At 31.3% G+C, this 14,410-nt stretch carries 17 protein-coding genes; 12 read left to right on the top strand and 5 right to left on the bottom strand.

Annotated elements, in window-relative coordinates:
• Positions 1 to 225: 225 nt before the first annotated feature.
• Both COI44_RS12900 and COI44_RS12895 read right to left on the bottom strand, forming a co-directional pair.
• The gene (locus tag COI44_RS12900; RefSeq protein WP_176522628.1) at positions 226 to 987 is read right to left on the bottom strand and encodes a CPBP family intramembrane glutamic endopeptidase; all 762 of its coding nucleotides are present in this window, start codon (positions 985 to 987) and stop codon (positions 226 to 228) included.
• 263 nt (positions 988 to 1,250) lie between these two features.
• Positions 1,251 to 1,868 (bottom strand): GTP pyrophosphokinase, encoded by a 618-nt coding sequence (locus COI44_RS12895; RefSeq protein ID WP_069035113.1) that lies wholly within the window; start codon positions 1,866 to 1,868, stop codon positions 1,251 to 1,253.
• A gap of 302 nt (positions 1,869 to 2,170) precedes the next feature.
• Here COI44_RS12895 and COI44_RS12890 point away from each other — a divergent pair, with 302 nt between their 5' ends.
• On the top strand, positions 2,171 to 2,950 hold the full coding sequence (locus tag COI44_RS12890) for a phosphatidylserine decarboxylase (RefSeq protein WP_098428329.1): 780 nt from the start codon (positions 2,171 to 2,173) through the stop codon (positions 2,948 to 2,950).
• A gap of 128 nt (positions 2,951 to 3,078) precedes the next feature.
• On the opposite strand, the gene sda is transcribed toward COI44_RS12890, so the two are convergent.
• Positions 3,079 to 3,240: a sporulation histidine kinase inhibitor Sda gene (gene sda / locus COI44_RS12885; RefSeq protein WP_483295483.1), complete on the bottom strand. Its 162-nt coding sequence runs from the start codon at positions 3,238 to 3,240 to the stop codon at positions 3,079 to 3,081.
• A gap of 240 nt (positions 3,241 to 3,480) precedes the next feature.
• Between sda and COI44_RS12880 the strand changes: the two genes are divergently transcribed.
• From COI44_RS12880 to COI44_RS12850, 7 genes are read left to right on the top strand one after another with little or no spacing between them, the layout of a single operon-like run.
• Positions 3,481 to 4,002, top strand: a complete 522-nt coding sequence (locus COI44_RS12880) for a YqeG family HAD IIIA-type phosphatase (protein ID WP_069035111.1) — start codon at positions 3,481 to 3,483, stop codon at positions 4,000 to 4,002.
• Positions 3,999 to 5,108 (top strand): ribosome biogenesis GTPase YqeH, encoded by a 1,110-nt coding sequence (yqeH, locus tag COI44_RS12875; RefSeq protein ID WP_098428328.1) that lies wholly within the window; start codon positions 3,999 to 4,001, stop codon positions 5,106 to 5,108. Before COI44_RS12880 ends, yqeH begins: the two co-directional genes overlap by 4 nt.
• Before the next feature lie 23 nt (positions 5,109 to 5,131).
• Complete coding sequence (gene aroE / locus COI44_RS12870) at positions 5,132 to 5,968, top strand: shikimate dehydrogenase (protein WP_098428327.1); 837 nt, start codon at positions 5,132 to 5,134, stop codon at positions 5,966 to 5,968.
• Complete coding sequence (gene yhbY, locus COI44_RS12865) at positions 5,962 to 6,252, top strand: ribosome assembly RNA-binding protein YhbY (RefSeq protein ID WP_098428326.1); 291 nt, start codon at positions 5,962 to 5,964, stop codon at positions 6,250 to 6,252. The genes aroE and yhbY overlap by 7 nt, the downstream gene beginning before the upstream one ends.
• Before the next feature lie 37 nt (positions 6,253 to 6,289).
• The gene (gene yqeK, locus COI44_RS12860; protein WP_098428325.1) at positions 6,290 to 6,865 is read left to right on the top strand and encodes a bis(5'-nucleosyl)-tetraphosphatase (symmetrical) YqeK; all 576 of its coding nucleotides are present in this window, start codon (positions 6,290 to 6,292) and stop codon (positions 6,863 to 6,865) included.
• Positions 6,866 to 6,869: 4 nt separating this feature from the next.
• Complete coding sequence (gene rsfS, locus COI44_RS12855) at positions 6,870 to 7,226, top strand: ribosome silencing factor (protein WP_098428324.1); 357 nt, start codon at positions 6,870 to 6,872, stop codon at positions 7,224 to 7,226.
• The gene (locus COI44_RS12850; protein ID WP_098428323.1) at positions 7,223 to 7,966 is read left to right on the top strand and encodes a class I SAM-dependent DNA methyltransferase; all 744 of its coding nucleotides are present in this window, start codon (positions 7,223 to 7,225) and stop codon (positions 7,964 to 7,966) included. Before rsfS ends, COI44_RS12850 begins: the two co-directional genes overlap by 4 nt.
• A 119-nt stretch (positions 7,967 to 8,085) precedes the next feature.
• Here the strand turns inward: COI44_RS12850 and comER are convergent, their stop codons facing one another.
• Positions 8,086 to 8,901: a late competence protein ComER gene (comER, locus tag COI44_RS12845; protein ID WP_098428322.1), complete on the bottom strand. Its 816-nt coding sequence runs from the start codon at positions 8,899 to 8,901 to the stop codon at positions 8,086 to 8,088.
• A gap of 90 nt (positions 8,902 to 8,991) precedes the next feature.
• On the opposite strand from comER, the gene COI44_RS12840 reads away from it, so the two are divergent.
• The gene (locus COI44_RS12840) at positions 8,992 to 9,609 is read left to right on the top strand and encodes a helix-hairpin-helix domain-containing protein (RefSeq protein WP_098428321.1); all 618 of its coding nucleotides are present in this window, start codon (positions 8,992 to 8,994) and stop codon (positions 9,607 to 9,609) included.
• An 11-nt stretch (positions 9,610 to 9,620) separates the two neighbouring features.
• The gene (locus COI44_RS12835; RefSeq protein ID WP_098428320.1) at positions 9,621 to 11,960 is read left to right on the top strand and encodes a DNA internalization-related competence protein ComEC/Rec2; all 2,340 of its coding nucleotides are present in this window, start codon (positions 9,621 to 9,623) and stop codon (positions 11,958 to 11,960) included.
• Positions 11,961 to 11,999: 39 nt separating this feature from the next.
• Here COI44_RS12835 and COI44_RS12830 read toward each other — a convergent pair whose 3' ends face one another.
• Positions 12,000 to 12,134, bottom strand: coding sequence for a YqzM family protein (locus tag COI44_RS12830; RefSeq protein WP_097978154.1), 135 nt, complete (start codon positions 12,132 to 12,134; stop codon positions 12,000 to 12,002).
• Between the two features lie 208 nt (positions 12,135 to 12,342).
• On the opposite strand from COI44_RS12830, the gene holA reads away from it, so the two are divergent.
• Positions 12,343 to 13,347 (top strand): DNA polymerase III subunit delta, encoded by a 1,005-nt coding sequence (gene holA, locus COI44_RS12825; RefSeq protein ID WP_179887108.1) that lies wholly within the window; start codon positions 12,343 to 12,345, stop codon positions 13,345 to 13,347.
• 196 nt (positions 13,348 to 13,543) lie between these two features.
• Positions 13,544 to 14,350, top strand: coding sequence for an aminoglycoside adenylyltransferase domain-containing protein (locus COI44_RS12820; protein WP_098428318.1), 807 nt, complete (start codon positions 13,544 to 13,546; stop codon positions 14,348 to 14,350).
• Positions 14,351 to 14,410 lie beyond the last annotated feature (60 nt).

Here is a 14,410-nt window from a genome sequence, read left to right as displayed (position 1 = left end):
CCTCATAAATACATTATAAAAACGCCCCTAGGAGCGTTTCAGACTGTTGACAAACGCTCGCTTTCTTCGTTGCTTCGCCTATTGAGCGGTGCTCATTACCGTCTAGGGTAACTCCGCTGCTCAACAGGCTTCGCGCCTCAAAAGACAAGCGCTTGCAATCAGTCTGAAAGTCAAGTTTTTAGTACTTTGTCCACACACTGAAACGCTCCTTAGAGCGTTTTTTTGTTAGTTTACAATAAAAAAAGCAATAATTGAAACTAAGTTATTTAAAAAATGGGCAAAAATCGTAACTTCGATTTTTTTTGTTTTGATATAGATAATACCAAAAATTAAACCAGCTAAAGAATAAGATAGCAATGCATAGATTGAAAAACCAGCAAGCATATGCAATAAACCAAACCCAAATGAACTTACAATTAAACCAATAATCGGCGAGTTTTTAAAAATCGAGCCAATAATTAACTTACGTGTAATCCATTCTTCTTTAATAGGTGCAAGAATAACCGCAGATATAATCATAAGGACTGGATTAGTTCGCAATAAGCCTTCCACTGCTTTTTGGTTATCTGGTGTAGCAATTGAATAATTGAAATGTTGAAAAATAACATCAAGAAGTTGTGAAGAAGCCATAAGAACCACGTATGCTCCTAAAACGATCACAACGTCAATCACATTTATATTTATACGTCTTAAAGTTAGAAGCCCTTTTTTCTTCGTATAATAATAGAGCCATAATAAGCTGAGGACACCAAAAATTGAATCCGAATAAATTGATACGGTATTTACAAGATTATCAAATTGTTTTTCAGTAAGGTTTATATCCGCAACACTAACAAAAATCATACCCCATATTGAAGCAATTAAGATTAGTAAGTTCAAGCCAACAATAAATATTAAAAAATAGTAGCCAAGTGTTTTTAAGGCGGACTTACGTTCATTCGGAATATTTTCTGGAATAATTGTTTTATAGTTTAATTCATTATCCAAATCGGCTCCTCCAATTTTTTGATCTATGTTCATAAACTTTCTAATTTACATTTATACTAACATATCCTATTTTATCTTAAATTTAAAGCTGAAAGAACTAGAAATAGAATATATGAGCCTAATTATTTTAGTAACTTTGTTATATAATATATGAAAGATTGAGTGCATTATATGAGTTGAGAATGTACTAAAACATACTTAAAAAAACAAGGTATGTTAATATACCTTGTTTTCTTAAGTTCTTATCCAAACTCCTGCGTAAATCAATTCAACTGTTCTACTTGATCTCTAATCATTTCCATTTTATAGTCTAATGAATTTACAGTTGCGGAAGCTTCGTTGAGACTTTCGATAATTGCTTTTGGGACCTTTTTATTGTATTTATAAAAAATCTTGTGTTCAAGGCTTGCCCAGAAATCCATTGCAACTGTTCTAATTTGGATTTCCACTTTAACTCTTTTCGTTTCAGAAGCAAGGAAAATTGGAATTTCAATAATCATATGAAAGCTTTTATAGCCATTTGGTTTTGGATTTTTTATATAATCTTTTATTTCTATTATATGAATATCGTCTTGTTGTTTTAATAGTTCATAGATCATGTAAATATCACTAATAAATGAACAACTAATACGAACTCCAGCTATATCACTCATATAATTTTCCAGATTATATTGTGTTAGTTCTAAACCTTTTCGCTCAAGCTTTTCTATTATACTGTCAGGTTTTTTTAAACGTGATTTTACGTGCTCTATTGGATTATGATTATGAGTTAAAGTAAATTCTTCATTTAAAATTCTAATTTTAGTATTGATTTCATCTAACGCAAATTTATAGATTAAAAGTGTGTTAGTCCATTCACCTAAGCTTTGATCTTTCAACATAGGCAACCTCCTAATGTATATTACATTAGTAATTGTACCAGTTTAATGTGAACTCAGTGTGAAATCTTGGTGAACAGTTAGTGACAAGTAAAATACAGGAATTTTAAGTGTTTAGATTAAAGGGAATAGTAAAGGGTAGCAATGGCAGGATCATTAGAAAAGGATTAAAGAAGTAGAGAGTGCAAGTTATAATAAAAGAATAAACAATTTATAGCAGCGACAGTAAGGTCATTTAGGGTTTTGTTAGTTTTGGAATAATATGTTATAAATTTATATATATTATTTTAGTTAGGAGTACATTGATGAAACAGAGTTTTTATCGTTTGTTTATAGAGTTGACGAATAATCGTTTTACTTCGGGTCTTTTGCGTAGGCTTGCTACTTCTAGATTTAGTAGGGTTTTTATTAATCCTTATATTAAAGCGTTTAATTTAAATATGGATGAAAGTAAAGAGACTGTTTTTCCTACTTTACATGCCTTGTTTACTAGAGAATTAAAGCAAAATGCTAGGCCGATTCATGCTGGTGAAAGTGAATTAGCTTGTCCGGTAGATGGTGTATTAGAGTCTTGTGGGAAAATTGAAATGGATATTAAATTTGTCGTTAAAGGAAAGACATATAGCATTATTGAGATGTTAGGTTCAAAGGAAATGGCAGATAAATATGATGAGGGTTATTATATGGTATTGTATTTAAGTCCTAGCCATTATCATCGTATACATAGCCCAATCGAAGGCGATATTGTATCACAATTCGAGTTAGGTGCTAAATCTTATCCCGTGAATAAAGCAGGATTAACGTATGGTAAAGATCCACTTTCAAAAAATTATCGAGTTATTTCAGAAGTATTTTGCTCTGAAAATAATAAACATGTTGCGATGATTAAAGTTGGTGCTATGTTTGTTAACACAATCGTAGTAACCAAAAAAGAAAATCGTTTGAAAAAAGGTGAAGAAGTAGGGTATTTTTCTTTCGGTTCTACAGTTGTTTTACTTTTTGAAGCTAATAGTTTTTCACCAAATTTGAAACTTCAATCTGGCCAAGCAATCAGAGTTGGTCAAAATCTTGGTAAATTACACTAAGTATGCACTTTTTTTCACGAAATGAGAGCCATCGTATAGAAAGATGGTTCTTTTTCTGTTATTGTAAAGAGTACTTGTATTTTAATTTCACTTGTATTATTTGCATATATTGAAAATAATAAAAATGTTTAAGATGTTTTTTTTATATAGTAATCTAGACCTCTTCGTTTAATTTCTTTTTCAATTAAATAAATGAAGGCAGGATCAAGCTTTAAACCTAGTGCTTTTTTGTATGACTCAAGTAACAACTCATCATTTAATTTGTACATATTTTTTGCCCGGTTGGGCATTCACCTCCGAGTGAGAAAAGTTTTTTGAATTTCTTCGTAAACTTAATGTATCAAATTTTTAAAAATAGAACAATCGTTCGTTTATCCACAGAAATAGGTGGATAAGTTGTGGGTAATTTGTTTATATATTCTAAAAAAGATAGGTTCTTGGACTAAGGATAATGTGTATAAGATTTATCCACAGTTAGAATGATTGTAGTTATTTGTCGAACGATTTTAAGAATATATTGAGGTGTAATAATGTTTAATAAATTTTTACCGAGTGAAACTGTTAATAATGTTTATGCAATTACGCCTGAGCATTTAAAAGGCTTAGGAATAAAAGGAATCATTACTGATTTAGATAACACGTTAGTAGAGTGGGACCGTCCATTAGCTACTCCAGAGCTAACGAAATGGTTCAAAAGCATGGATGATGCAGGGATTAAAATTACAGTTGTATCGAATAACAATGCTGAGCGTGTTGGAAAGTTTTGTGATCCTTTAGGAATTCCATTCATTCATCGTGCGCGTAAGCCACTCGCTACATCATATAAAAAAGCATATAAACAAATGAATTTAAAGCCAAATGAAGTCGTGATGATTGGAGATCAATTGCTTACAGACGTATTTGGTGGCAATCGTCAAGGCATTCATACAATTTTAGTTGTTCCGGTTGCAAGTACAGATGGAATTTGGACAAGATTTAATCGAATGGTAGAACGTAGAATTCTTTCATCCTTAAGGAAGCAAGGATTGCTACAATGGGAGGATAAAAAGTGAGTAATACAGAAGTAAGATGTATTGGTTGTGGAGTTGAAATTCAAACAGAGGATAAAGACAAGCTTGGATATGCACCTCCATCTTCATTAGAAAAAGAAGAGATTATTTGCCAACGTTGTTTCCGTTTAAAAAACTATAATGAGATTCAAGATGTAGAGTTGACTGATTCTGACTTTATTCGTATCTTAAATGGGATAGGTTCTAAGGACTGTCTTGTTATTAAAGTAGTTGATGTTTTTGATTTTTCTGGCAGCTGGTTAAATGGAATTAATCGATTCGTTGGAAACAACAAAATATTATTAGTTGGAAATAAGGCAGATTTAATTCCGAAGTCAGTTAAGAAAAATAAACTTACGCAATGGATGAGCGGAACTGCAAAACGTTGGGGACTTAGACCTGTAGGTGTGCATTTAATTAGTGCAGTAAAAGGCACTGGTATAGACGAATTAGCTGAAAGTATTGAGAAGCATCGTGAAGGTAAGGATGTGTACGTAGTAGGTTGTACAAATGTTGGAAAATCAACATTTATCAATACAATGATTAAACGTTATAGTGAAGAAAATAGTAATATCATTACAACATCGCATTTTCCGGGCACAACACTTGATATGATTCAAATCCCACTTGATGATCAGAGTGATCTAATTGATACACCAGGTATTATTAATCATCATCAAATGGCTCATTTCGTTGATAAAAAAGGTTTAAAGATTATTACACCGAAAAAAGAAATTAAGCCTATGGTTTATCAATTAAATGAAGGACAAACATTATTCTTTGGTGGGTTAGCTCGTTTTGACTATTTAGAGGGAGGAAGACGTTCTTTTACTTGTCATTTCTCAAACGAATTATCAATTCATCGTACTAAACAAGAAAATGCTGATGATTTATATGAAAGACAAGCTGGGGAATTATTAGTTCCACCATATGGTGAACAAATTAATGAGCTTCCTAAATTAGTGAAACACGAATTTATGATAAAAGATGCAAAAACTGATATAGTTTATTCAGGGTTAGGATGGATCACAGTGAATGAACCAGGTACTAAAATTGTTGCTTATGTACCAAAAGGTGTAGCTGTAACTCTTCGTAATTCTATTATATAAGAATAATTTGGGGGCTAAGAGAAATGAAAGACCAATATTATGTAATCGGTCAACCGATTGGTCATTCAATGTCACCAACTATGCATAACGAATGGTTTGGCTCTAATCATATTTCGGGTCACTATTCTGCAAAAGAAGTTGGGATAACAGAATTAGAATCAGTTATGACAGAATTTCGTTCAACTGTAAAAGGATTTAATGTTACAGCACCACTAAAAGTAGAAATTATGCAGTACTTAGATGAAATTGATCCATTAGCAAAAGCAATTGGGGCAGTTAATACTGTCATCAATAAAAATGGAAAACTGTATGGTAAAAATACTGATGGAATCGGTTATTGTAGAGGCTTATCTTATGTTTTGAAAAATCCGATTGAAGATGAAAAGATTTTAATCATCGGTGCAGGCGGTGCTGCTAGAGCAATCCTTTATAGTTTACTGCACTTGGGTGTTAAGCATATTACAGTCACCAACCGAACATTAGAAAAAGCAGAAGATCTACTAGATGGTAAGCTGATGAATGAAGTTAATATTATATCTATTTCAGATGCTGAAGAACATTTAGGTCACTTTTCTCTTATCATTCAAACAACGTCTGTTGGAATGAAGCCAAGTGAAAATAGCTCGCCCTTAGCACTAACTAATTTATCACCAGATGCAATTGTATCGGACCTAATATATAGCCCATTTAAAACAGTATTCTTAAAAGAAGCTGAAGAAAGAAATGCAACTATACAAAACGGGTTACCGATGTTTATTTATCAAGGAGCATTAGCATTTCAAGAGTGGACGGGAATTTTTCCAAATACGATTGATGCATACTCATTATTAGAAAGAAAACTTGGAGGAACAAAATGTTAACAGGTAAACAAAAAAGATTTTTACGTTCAAAAGCTCATCACTTAAACCCTATTTTTCAAGTAGGTAAAGGTGGAGTAAATGAAAATATGGTTAAACAAATTTCAGAAGCGCTTGAAGTACGAGAACTATTAAAAGTAAGCATACTTCAAAATTGCGATGATGATCGTTATGATGTAGCAGATCAGTTAGCTGAAGGTTCAAATGCTGAACTAGTACAAGTAATTGGACATACAATTGTTTTATATAAAGAGTCTAAAGAAAATAAAACAATCGTACTACCTTAATATGTTAAATACCGTTAATTAGAGGAGAAGCGGATTAATGGATAAACAAAAAGCACTTTCACTTGTAAAAGAAAAACTAACAAACGGGCGTTTTACACATACTATTGGTGTGATGGAAACTGCAGTTAGACTTGCCGAGAAGTACGGTGCGGATGTAAAAAAAGCTGAATTAGCTGCAATTTTCCACGATGTCGCAAAATGTATGCCGATAAAAGAGTTAAAATCTATTATGGAAGAAAATAAACTTTCCTTAAAGCTTTTAAAGTATAATAAAGAATTATGGCATGCTCCTGTTGGTGCATTTCTTACTGAACATGAATATGGGATTGATGATAAAGAGATTTTACAAGCAATCACATATCATACAAGTGGTCATAAAGAGATGAATTTATTAGATAAAGTAATTTATGTAGCAGATTATATTGAACCTAATCGTAGTTTTCCAGGTGTAGAGGAAGCTCGTGAATTAGCGGATCAAGATTTGGATCGAGCTTTATTATTTGCATTAAAAAATACAATTACATTTTTGATTGATAAAGAACAAACAGTCTACCCATTAACGGTTAAAACATATAACTCAATATTAAAGCAAGTTAAAAGCCAGGGGGAATAAAAGAATGAATGAAAAAGAATTAATGATGCTAGCTGTAAATGCTGCTGATGATAAAAAAGCTGAGGATTTAGTCGTATTAGAAATGACAGGAATCTCTGCGATTGCAGATTATTTCATTATTTGTCACGGTAATTCAGATAAGCAAGTTCAGGCTATTGCAAGAGAAGTGAAAGATCAAGCTCAGCAAAATGGTAAAGATGTTAAACGCTTAGAAGGATTTGACGAAGCTCGTTGGGTTTTAGTAGACATCGGTGACGTTGTCGTTCATATTTTCCATCGTGACGAAAGAAACTATTACAACTTAGAAAAACTTTGGGGAGATGCACCTTCTCTTGATGTTTACGGAGAGCTTCTTTCATGACATACAATCGCTTCGCGTATTTGTATGATCAATTAATGAATGATGTCCCATATGAAAGATGGGTTCAATTCCTAGAAGATGTATTTCAAAAATATGAAATGCTTCAGCCGTCAATTTTAGATATAGGTTGTGGAACGGGTACATTGCCCATCTCATTGGCAAAATTGAATTATTCAGTTAGCGGGGTTGATTTATCTGAGGAAATGTTAAGTGTCGCAATGGCTAAAGCAGAAATTGAAAAAGTTAATATCCCTTTTTTTCAACAAAATATGGTGGAATTAGAAGGGTTTGATCAATTAGATTGTGTAACAATTTTCTGTGATTCACTTAATTATTTAGAAACAGAAGATCAAGTAAAACAAACCTTTTTAAAAGTAAATGAAAGCTTAAAAGATAATGGTTTATTTTTATTTGATGTACATTCTCCTTATAAAATTGAAGAAATCTTTGGTGAAGAGACATTTTTTATTGATGATGCAGAGTTAAGCTTAGTCTGGTCTTGTACGCAAGGGGAACATCCTTTAAGTGTTGAACATGATTTAGTTTTCTTTATGAAAGAGGAAAATCGTGATTTATATGAACGCTTCGAAGAGTATCACAATCAAAGAACATTTCCAATAAATACGTATAAAACATTGTTAAATCAAACTGGATTTGAAGTGAAAGAAATCATAGCAGATTTCGATGAAGTTGTAGATGATACTTCTGAACGAATCTTTTTTATAGCAATGAAAAAATAAAAAACCCTTTTAAGAAAATTCCTTTTCTTAAAGGGTTTTTTACTTTGTTAGACGTACAAAATTGAATTTTGTATTTTTGTTGCGAATGGATTAAAGCAGTATAATCATTTATAAGTTAATCAAAATTGTTCCTTTACTCGCTCAATTTCCTTATCAAACTTATCATGTGTTTTTTCAAAAATTTCTTCGAATAAATCTCCTATTCGTGCTTCTAATACTTTAATACCTTCTCCAGTTATACCGCCTTTTACGCATACCTTTTCTTGAAGTGTCTCAAGCGTAAAATGTTTTTGTTCAATTAGTTTTCCAAAACCAATAATCATTTCTTCTGCTAAAATCGTTGCTTGCTCTTTTGAAATTGAAGTTTGACAAACAGCCGCATCGATAAATTTTTGAAGCAAGTAACTAAAAAATGCGGGTCCACAGCTTGCGATATCTGATGAAACTCTTGTGATATCTTCTGTAATCATGACTGGCTTTGATATGTTCGAAAAAAGCTCGATTATTTGTTCCTTACTTTTGGCCGTACACCTTTTCCCAAAATTAACTAAAGTTACCCCACTCAAAGCTTGATTCGTAATACTTGGAATAACTCGTGCAACTTGACATGGTAATATTGCTTCTAATTGTTCAACATTAATCGGACTGGTGATCGATATAACGCAATGTTTTTTAGTGAAATGTTTTTGTAAAGATGATAATAGTGGCTGAATTTCTAAAGGTTTTACACACACTAATACAACGTCTGAAGCCGTAATTACTTCTTTGGCTGTCTCAACAACCTTTAAATCAGGATATATATTTTTTAGCTCATAAGCTTTATACATTGAACGGTTTGTAACAGTCAATTCGGAGGGCTTCACGGCATTTGATCTTATAAATCCATTGAGCAAAATGGTACCCATATTTCCTGTACCTATGATTCCTACGTTCATTAGTACATCCCTTCCTTTGCATACATTCTCTCCTACACTATATGAAGCAAGGTCGAAAATAATGATATAAGTTAAAATGGAGGACTAATAATGAAAAAATTAATTCATAATAAACTAGTTTGGATTTGTCTCGTAATTGTCTTTATTTTAGTCGTAAATTTTTATCAAACTGAGCGTAAAAATGAAGTAGTTTTTGCAAAGAAATCACTTGAAGAAGAGATTGTAAAGAAAGACGATAATCAGAAAAAAGAAGTTAGTATGGCAGTGAATTCGAAAGTATTTATGGTAGATGTAAAAGGAGCAATACAAAGACCGGGTGTAATCCAATGTAACGAAGGAGAACGTGTTTATGACGCGATTAGATTGGCGGGGGGATTTAAAGAAAAAGCTGATGTTAATAAGGTTAATTTAGCTGAAAAAATTTTTGACGAGATGGTCATTTATGTACCGTTTATTGGAGAAGAAACTGATCGAACTATAATGACTAATAAGGGGGATGAAACCAAAGAAAATGAGACGATTGATATAAACCATGCATCACAGTCAGAATTGGAAAAAATTCCGGGTGTTGGTCCGGCAAAAGCAAAAAATATTTTAGATTATATTGATAAAAACGGACCATTTACTTCAGTAGAGCAATTAGAATCTGTAAATGGAATCGGAAAAAAATCCCTTGAAAAAATGACTCCGTTTATTGTCATTCGTTAAATTAAATTAAGATGAGTATTTATCTGGCTTATATTGTATTTGTTCAAATAATAACAATCGTCTTTTTTAAAAGCTATAATTTAATCTTTATATTAATATTACTGGTTTTAATGATTTTATTAGTCGGAAAGAAAAAATGGCTACTTTTATTAATTTGTATTATTTCGCTATGTAGTACGTCTAGTATATGTTACCTTCAAAACAATAAATTGAATTCCCCTAAACCAAAGCCCTCGCAAAATTTTCAAGGTGAGATCGTCTCTACCCCAATAATAGATGGTAATAAAGTTACGTTTACATTTAAACTCCATAATCAAGAAATCTTACTAAATAGTTTTGCTAATACAAAAGAACAATTAAAAGTTTTTCAAAAAAGAAAAATAGGTGAAATTTGTGATGTAAAAGGTGAGGTTACTTTGCCTTTAGAAAGCTCGAACCCATACTTATTTAATTATAAGAAGTACTTATTAAATCAAGGGATTCACTGGATTATTACAGCTAATCCAAATAGTTTAGGGGATTGTGAAAATGGAAAACGAACCATCATTCAATCAATAAATTATAGTCGTCATGCCTTAACTAAATATGTAGAGGTAAATTTCAATTCAAATACAGAAGGGTATATTAATGCTCTACTATTTGGGGAACGTTCAAAAATGAATGCAACTACAGAATCTCAATATCAAATAGTAGGAATTGTGCATTTACTTGCGATTAGTGGTTCTCATATTAGTTTATTGAGTCTTGGCATCTATTTTTTATTAATTAGAATTGGAGTAACGAAGGAAACCAGCTTATTTATAACGATTTTGTGTATTATGTCGTATGGTTTTCTAGCAGGTGCTTCAGCATCAGTTGTCAGGGCAGTTATTATTGGTGTTCTAATTTGCTTCTACAAGTTGGCAAAAATGAAAGTTGACATTACTTCACTATTATTCACTTCCTGTATAATCATGTTATTTGCAAAACCAAATTATATTGATGATATTGGATTTCAATTTTCCTTTGTAACTAGTTTTGTACTGGTTTTAACTTCTGAACAAATTTTAAATTATAAATCTTGGTATGCAAGGGCTCTTTATACATCGAGTATTACCCAATTAGCATCAATACCTATATTACTTTTTAATTTTCACGAATTATCACCATACAGTATAATAATTAACCTACTTTTCATTCCTTATATTAGTTTTATTATTATGCCACTATGTATTTTTTGTTTTGGTTTAAGTTTTATTAAGTTAGAAATCAGCGAAATGTTAACTTTACTGCTGACATTCTTTATTAACATATCAGATAAATTGCTAAGTATATGCATGCAATTACCGTTTATTAAGTTGATTTTTATACATCCTTCAAAAGGAATTCTGTTTATCTATATCGTACTAATATTTTTAATTTTATACTATATGGAAAGTCAAAAAGGGAAGAAATTATTGATGAATTGCCTGATCGGATTTTTTATTCTTATTTTCGGGCATTTATTATATCCCTCTATTAATCCAGTTGGAAAGATTATGTTTATAGATGTAGGGCAAGGTGACTGTATACTTATAAAATTGCCTTTTAATAAAGGGAATTATGTAATTGATACTGGGGGTAAGTTAACTGGAAAAGAAGAAACATGGATGAAGCGTAAAAAACCATTTTCAACTGGAAATGATCTATTGATTCCAATATTAAAAGGAGAAGGAATTAGTAAAATAGATAAATTAATATTTACACATGGTGATATTGATCATATTGGAGGTGGAAAGGAGGTACTACAGTCATTTAATGTAAAGCAATTAATCGTAGGTGACAAGACGAAATTTACTTCAGCAGAAAAAGAAAGAATGAATATAGCTGTAAAAAAGGGAGTCGAGATTAAAAAAATAAGCGAAGGTATGAGTTGGAAAATCGGTACAAATTATATTCAAGTGATTTCACCAATTAAAGACTATGTAGGTGAGGAAAACCAAGGGTCAATTGTTTTAAAGGCACATATAGGCGGGAAGAATTGGCTATTTTCTGGTGATTTAGATGAAAATGGAGAAAGTCGGCTGATCTCTAAATATCCTGATTTAAAGGCAGATGTTTTGAAAATAGGGCATCATGGGAGCAAAACTTCTACTTCTGAAAAATTTATTAGAGCAGTTATGCCTAAAATTGGCATTATTTCAGTTGGAGAAAAAAATCGATATGGTCATCCAACAAAAGAAGTACTTGATCGATTAAAAAAGTACAATGTTAAAATCTTACGTACTGATGAACTTGGTGCAATAACTTATGAATTTAAAAGAGGACAAGGTACCATTTATACATTTAAAGCATATCGTAAAACAAATAACAGAAACCAAGAAGAAAATTAAAAAGACTGCCGAGGCAGTCCAATCATTTGATTCTATGTATTATCGCGTAACAAACTCCACAATAGTTGCGATGATAAATAGAGTTGCGAAGAAACCAAATGAAACAGCAAAGCCAACGCCAGAATCTGTTGAATCATTACGTTTGCTTTGAACATTTTTTTCAAAAGTATTCACAAATAACCCCTCCTAATTCAATTTTAGTATAAATCAATATAACTAAAAAATCCATAGTATGTTTGTTTAGTTATACCGTTTTAAATGAAGAAACCGGGTCTTTATTTAAAACGTTAATATAAATTAGAGATTAGTATTTACTAATCTCTTCCTTCTCATGTAGGACATGTTATACTATACTAAGAAAATTAGTGTAGAGGAGCAAAACATGATTAATGATTTACATAAAAAATTGAAAAAGAATGTATCGCCAATGTATTTATTGGTAGGTACTGAAGATTTTTTACTTCAAGAAGCAGAAAACTTAATCGTGAAAGCAGCTTTACAAGGAGAAATTGATGATTTTAACTATCAAACATATGATTTAAAAGAGTCTTATTTAAGTGAAGCTCTTGAGGATGCTCAAACACCGTCCTTTTTCGGTGGAAACAAAGTTATCATCATAAAATCATGTTTGTTTTTAACAGCTCAAAAAGAAAAAATTGTACAAGATATAGAACCATTATTTGATTATATTGAAAATCCTGCGCCTTTTTCTACTGTTGTTTTTGTTGCTCCTTTTGAAAAATTGGATGAACGTAAAAAAGTAACAAAAGCGATAAAAAAACAAGTAGAGCTAGTAGAGTGTCATCCTGTTGAAACGAGTAATTTAGACGGCTGGATTAAAGAGCGGTTCAATGGAAATGTAACGATTACTAAAGAAGCAATTGAAAAATTAAAATTACTCGTTGGAAATAATTTATCAATCTTAAAACTTGAATGTGAGAAGCTACAATTGTTTATTGGGAATGAAGGAGAAGTTGATGCAGACCTAGTAGAGATGATGGTAGCAAAAACCATTGAACAAAACGTTTTTTCTCTTATCGAAAAAACAGCAGTAAGACAGACAACTGAGGCACTTAAAATTCTTCATGAATTATTATTTATAGGTGAAGAACCGATAAAAATAGTTGCATTGTTAGCTAGTCAGTTTAGATTATTGTATGGAATAAAACAATTATCAAGTAGTGGATATTCAAATAATCAAATTGCCTCTTCAGTTGGTGTATCACCAGGAAGAGTGTTTTATGGGCAAAAGCAAGCGAATAACTTTCAAGCAAGTGAATTGAAAGAAGCAATACGATTAATTGCTGAAGTTGATTACAAAATGAAGACTGGTCAAGGAGATAAGGTTATGATCCTTGAAATGTTGATTCTTCAATTAAATAAATAATTGTAAGAAGTTTAGTATTAAATGATTAGATTAAAAAATTAAATAACAAATCAAATGGCAGTCCGATCGCATTAAATTGGACTGCCATTTTTGTGATATAAAAAGGCAGCAATTTTCCGTCTATAACTTTTTACAATTTGTTATAATGTAGTAATTGTGAATGTTTACCAAGAAGTGGTATTTGGGAGATGGCTGAATGGAGGAAATTCCTAAAGAAATAAACGTTGTATTAGATACATATTTTCATTATTTTGATTTAAAATTACCTAATTTAATTGAATCTTTTTATCTTTATGGGTCGATTACATTAGGTGCTTATAAGATTGGATTTAGTGATATCGATTTTATGGCTGTTGTAATGCGCAAAGTAACTGATGCCGATTTAAAAATATTGAAAGAAATTCATAAAGATGTGCAAAAAAAGTTTCCTAATACAATTTTGGATGGGTGGTATATTCTTAATGAAGATATCGAGTCCTTAAATAAAGAAGGAAATTCAAGTATTCGTTTCAATGATGGGAAGTTTCAAGGTTTAAATAAATTTCAAAAGAACTCCTTAGATGCTTTTCAATTAAAAAAATACGGCATAACTGTAAGAGGGATAAATATTGATAATGTGGATCTTTTGGTAAACTGGGATACAATACTATCTAATATGGGTGATAATCTTAATTCGTATTGGCTTAGCTGGTTAAACAACTGTAAGAAGTTCCCTACAGTTAAATACTTGAGTTTATTTGTAAGTTTAAGAAGTATTGAATGGGGAATTTTGGGAGTTTCTCGACTTTATTACACATTTAAAGAAAAAGATATTACATCGAAAGTAGGAGCAGGTGAATATGTTTTAGAGGTTGTTCCCAAAAGATGGCATAAGATTATTAATGAGTCAATGAGATTGCGAACTGAACATAAAAAATCATATTACAAATCAATTTTTACAAGAAGAAAAGATGCGATTGATTATATGGAGTTTATGATTCGAGAAATTAATAAACTTATTTGATAAGCGATCCCGTTTTTTAAAACTAACATATATGGTTCGATTGCAAATATGTATTAAAAA

It is taken from the genome of Bacillus sp. AFS088145, from assembly GCF_002564465.1.
Taxonomy (GTDB): Bacteria; Bacillota; Bacilli; order Bacillales; family Bacillaceae_G; genus Gottfriedia.
Note: the sequence above shows the minus strand (reverse complement) of the source record. Positions and strands in the feature narration are given on the sequence as shown.

Coding starts and splice junctions, on each gene's coding strand:
- COI44_RS12895 (WP_069035113.1), bottom strand. CDS start 1,868: ATGTTGAAAGATCAAAGCTTAGGTGAATGGACTAACACACTTTTAATC.
- COI44_RS12890 (WP_098428329.1), top strand. CDS start 2,171: ATGAAACAGAGTTTTTATCGTTTGTTTATAGAGTTGACGAATAATCGT.
- sda (WP_483295483.1), bottom strand. CDS start 3,240: ATGCCCAACCGGGCAAAAAATATGTACAAATTAAATGATGAGTTGTTA.
- COI44_RS12880 (WP_069035111.1), top strand. CDS start 3,481: ATGTTTAATAAATTTTTACCGAGTGAAACTGTTAATAATGTTTATGCA.
- aroE (WP_098428327.1), top strand. CDS start 5,132: ATGAAAGACCAATATTATGTAATCGGTCAACCGATTGGTCATTCAATG.
- yhbY (WP_098428326.1), top strand. CDS start 5,962: ATGTTAACAGGTAAACAAAAAAGATTTTTACGTTCAAAAGCTCATCAC.
- yqeK (WP_098428325.1), top strand. CDS start 6,290: ATGGATAAACAAAAAGCACTTTCACTTGTAAAAGAAAAACTAACAAAC.
- rsfS (WP_098428324.1), top strand. CDS start 6,870: ATGAATGAAAAAGAATTAATGATGCTAGCTGTAAATGCTGCTGATGAT.
- COI44_RS12850 (WP_098428323.1), top strand. CDS start 7,223: ATGACATACAATCGCTTCGCGTATTTGTATGATCAATTAATGAATGAT.
- comER (WP_098428322.1), bottom strand. CDS start 8,901: ATGAACGTAGGAATCATAGGTACAGGAAATATGGGTACCATTTTGCTC.
- COI44_RS12840 (WP_098428321.1), top strand. CDS start 8,992: ATGAAAAAATTAATTCATAATAAACTAGTTTGGATTTGTCTCGTAATT.
- COI44_RS12835 (WP_098428320.1), top strand. CDS start 9,621: ATGAGTATTTATCTGGCTTATATTGTATTTGTTCAAATAATAACAATC.
- holA (WP_179887108.1), top strand. CDS start 12,343: ATGATTAATGATTTACATAAAAAATTGAAAAAGAATGTATCGCCAATG.
- COI44_RS12820 (WP_098428318.1), top strand. CDS start 13,544: ATGGAGGAAATTCCTAAAGAAATAAACGTTGTATTAGATACATATTTT.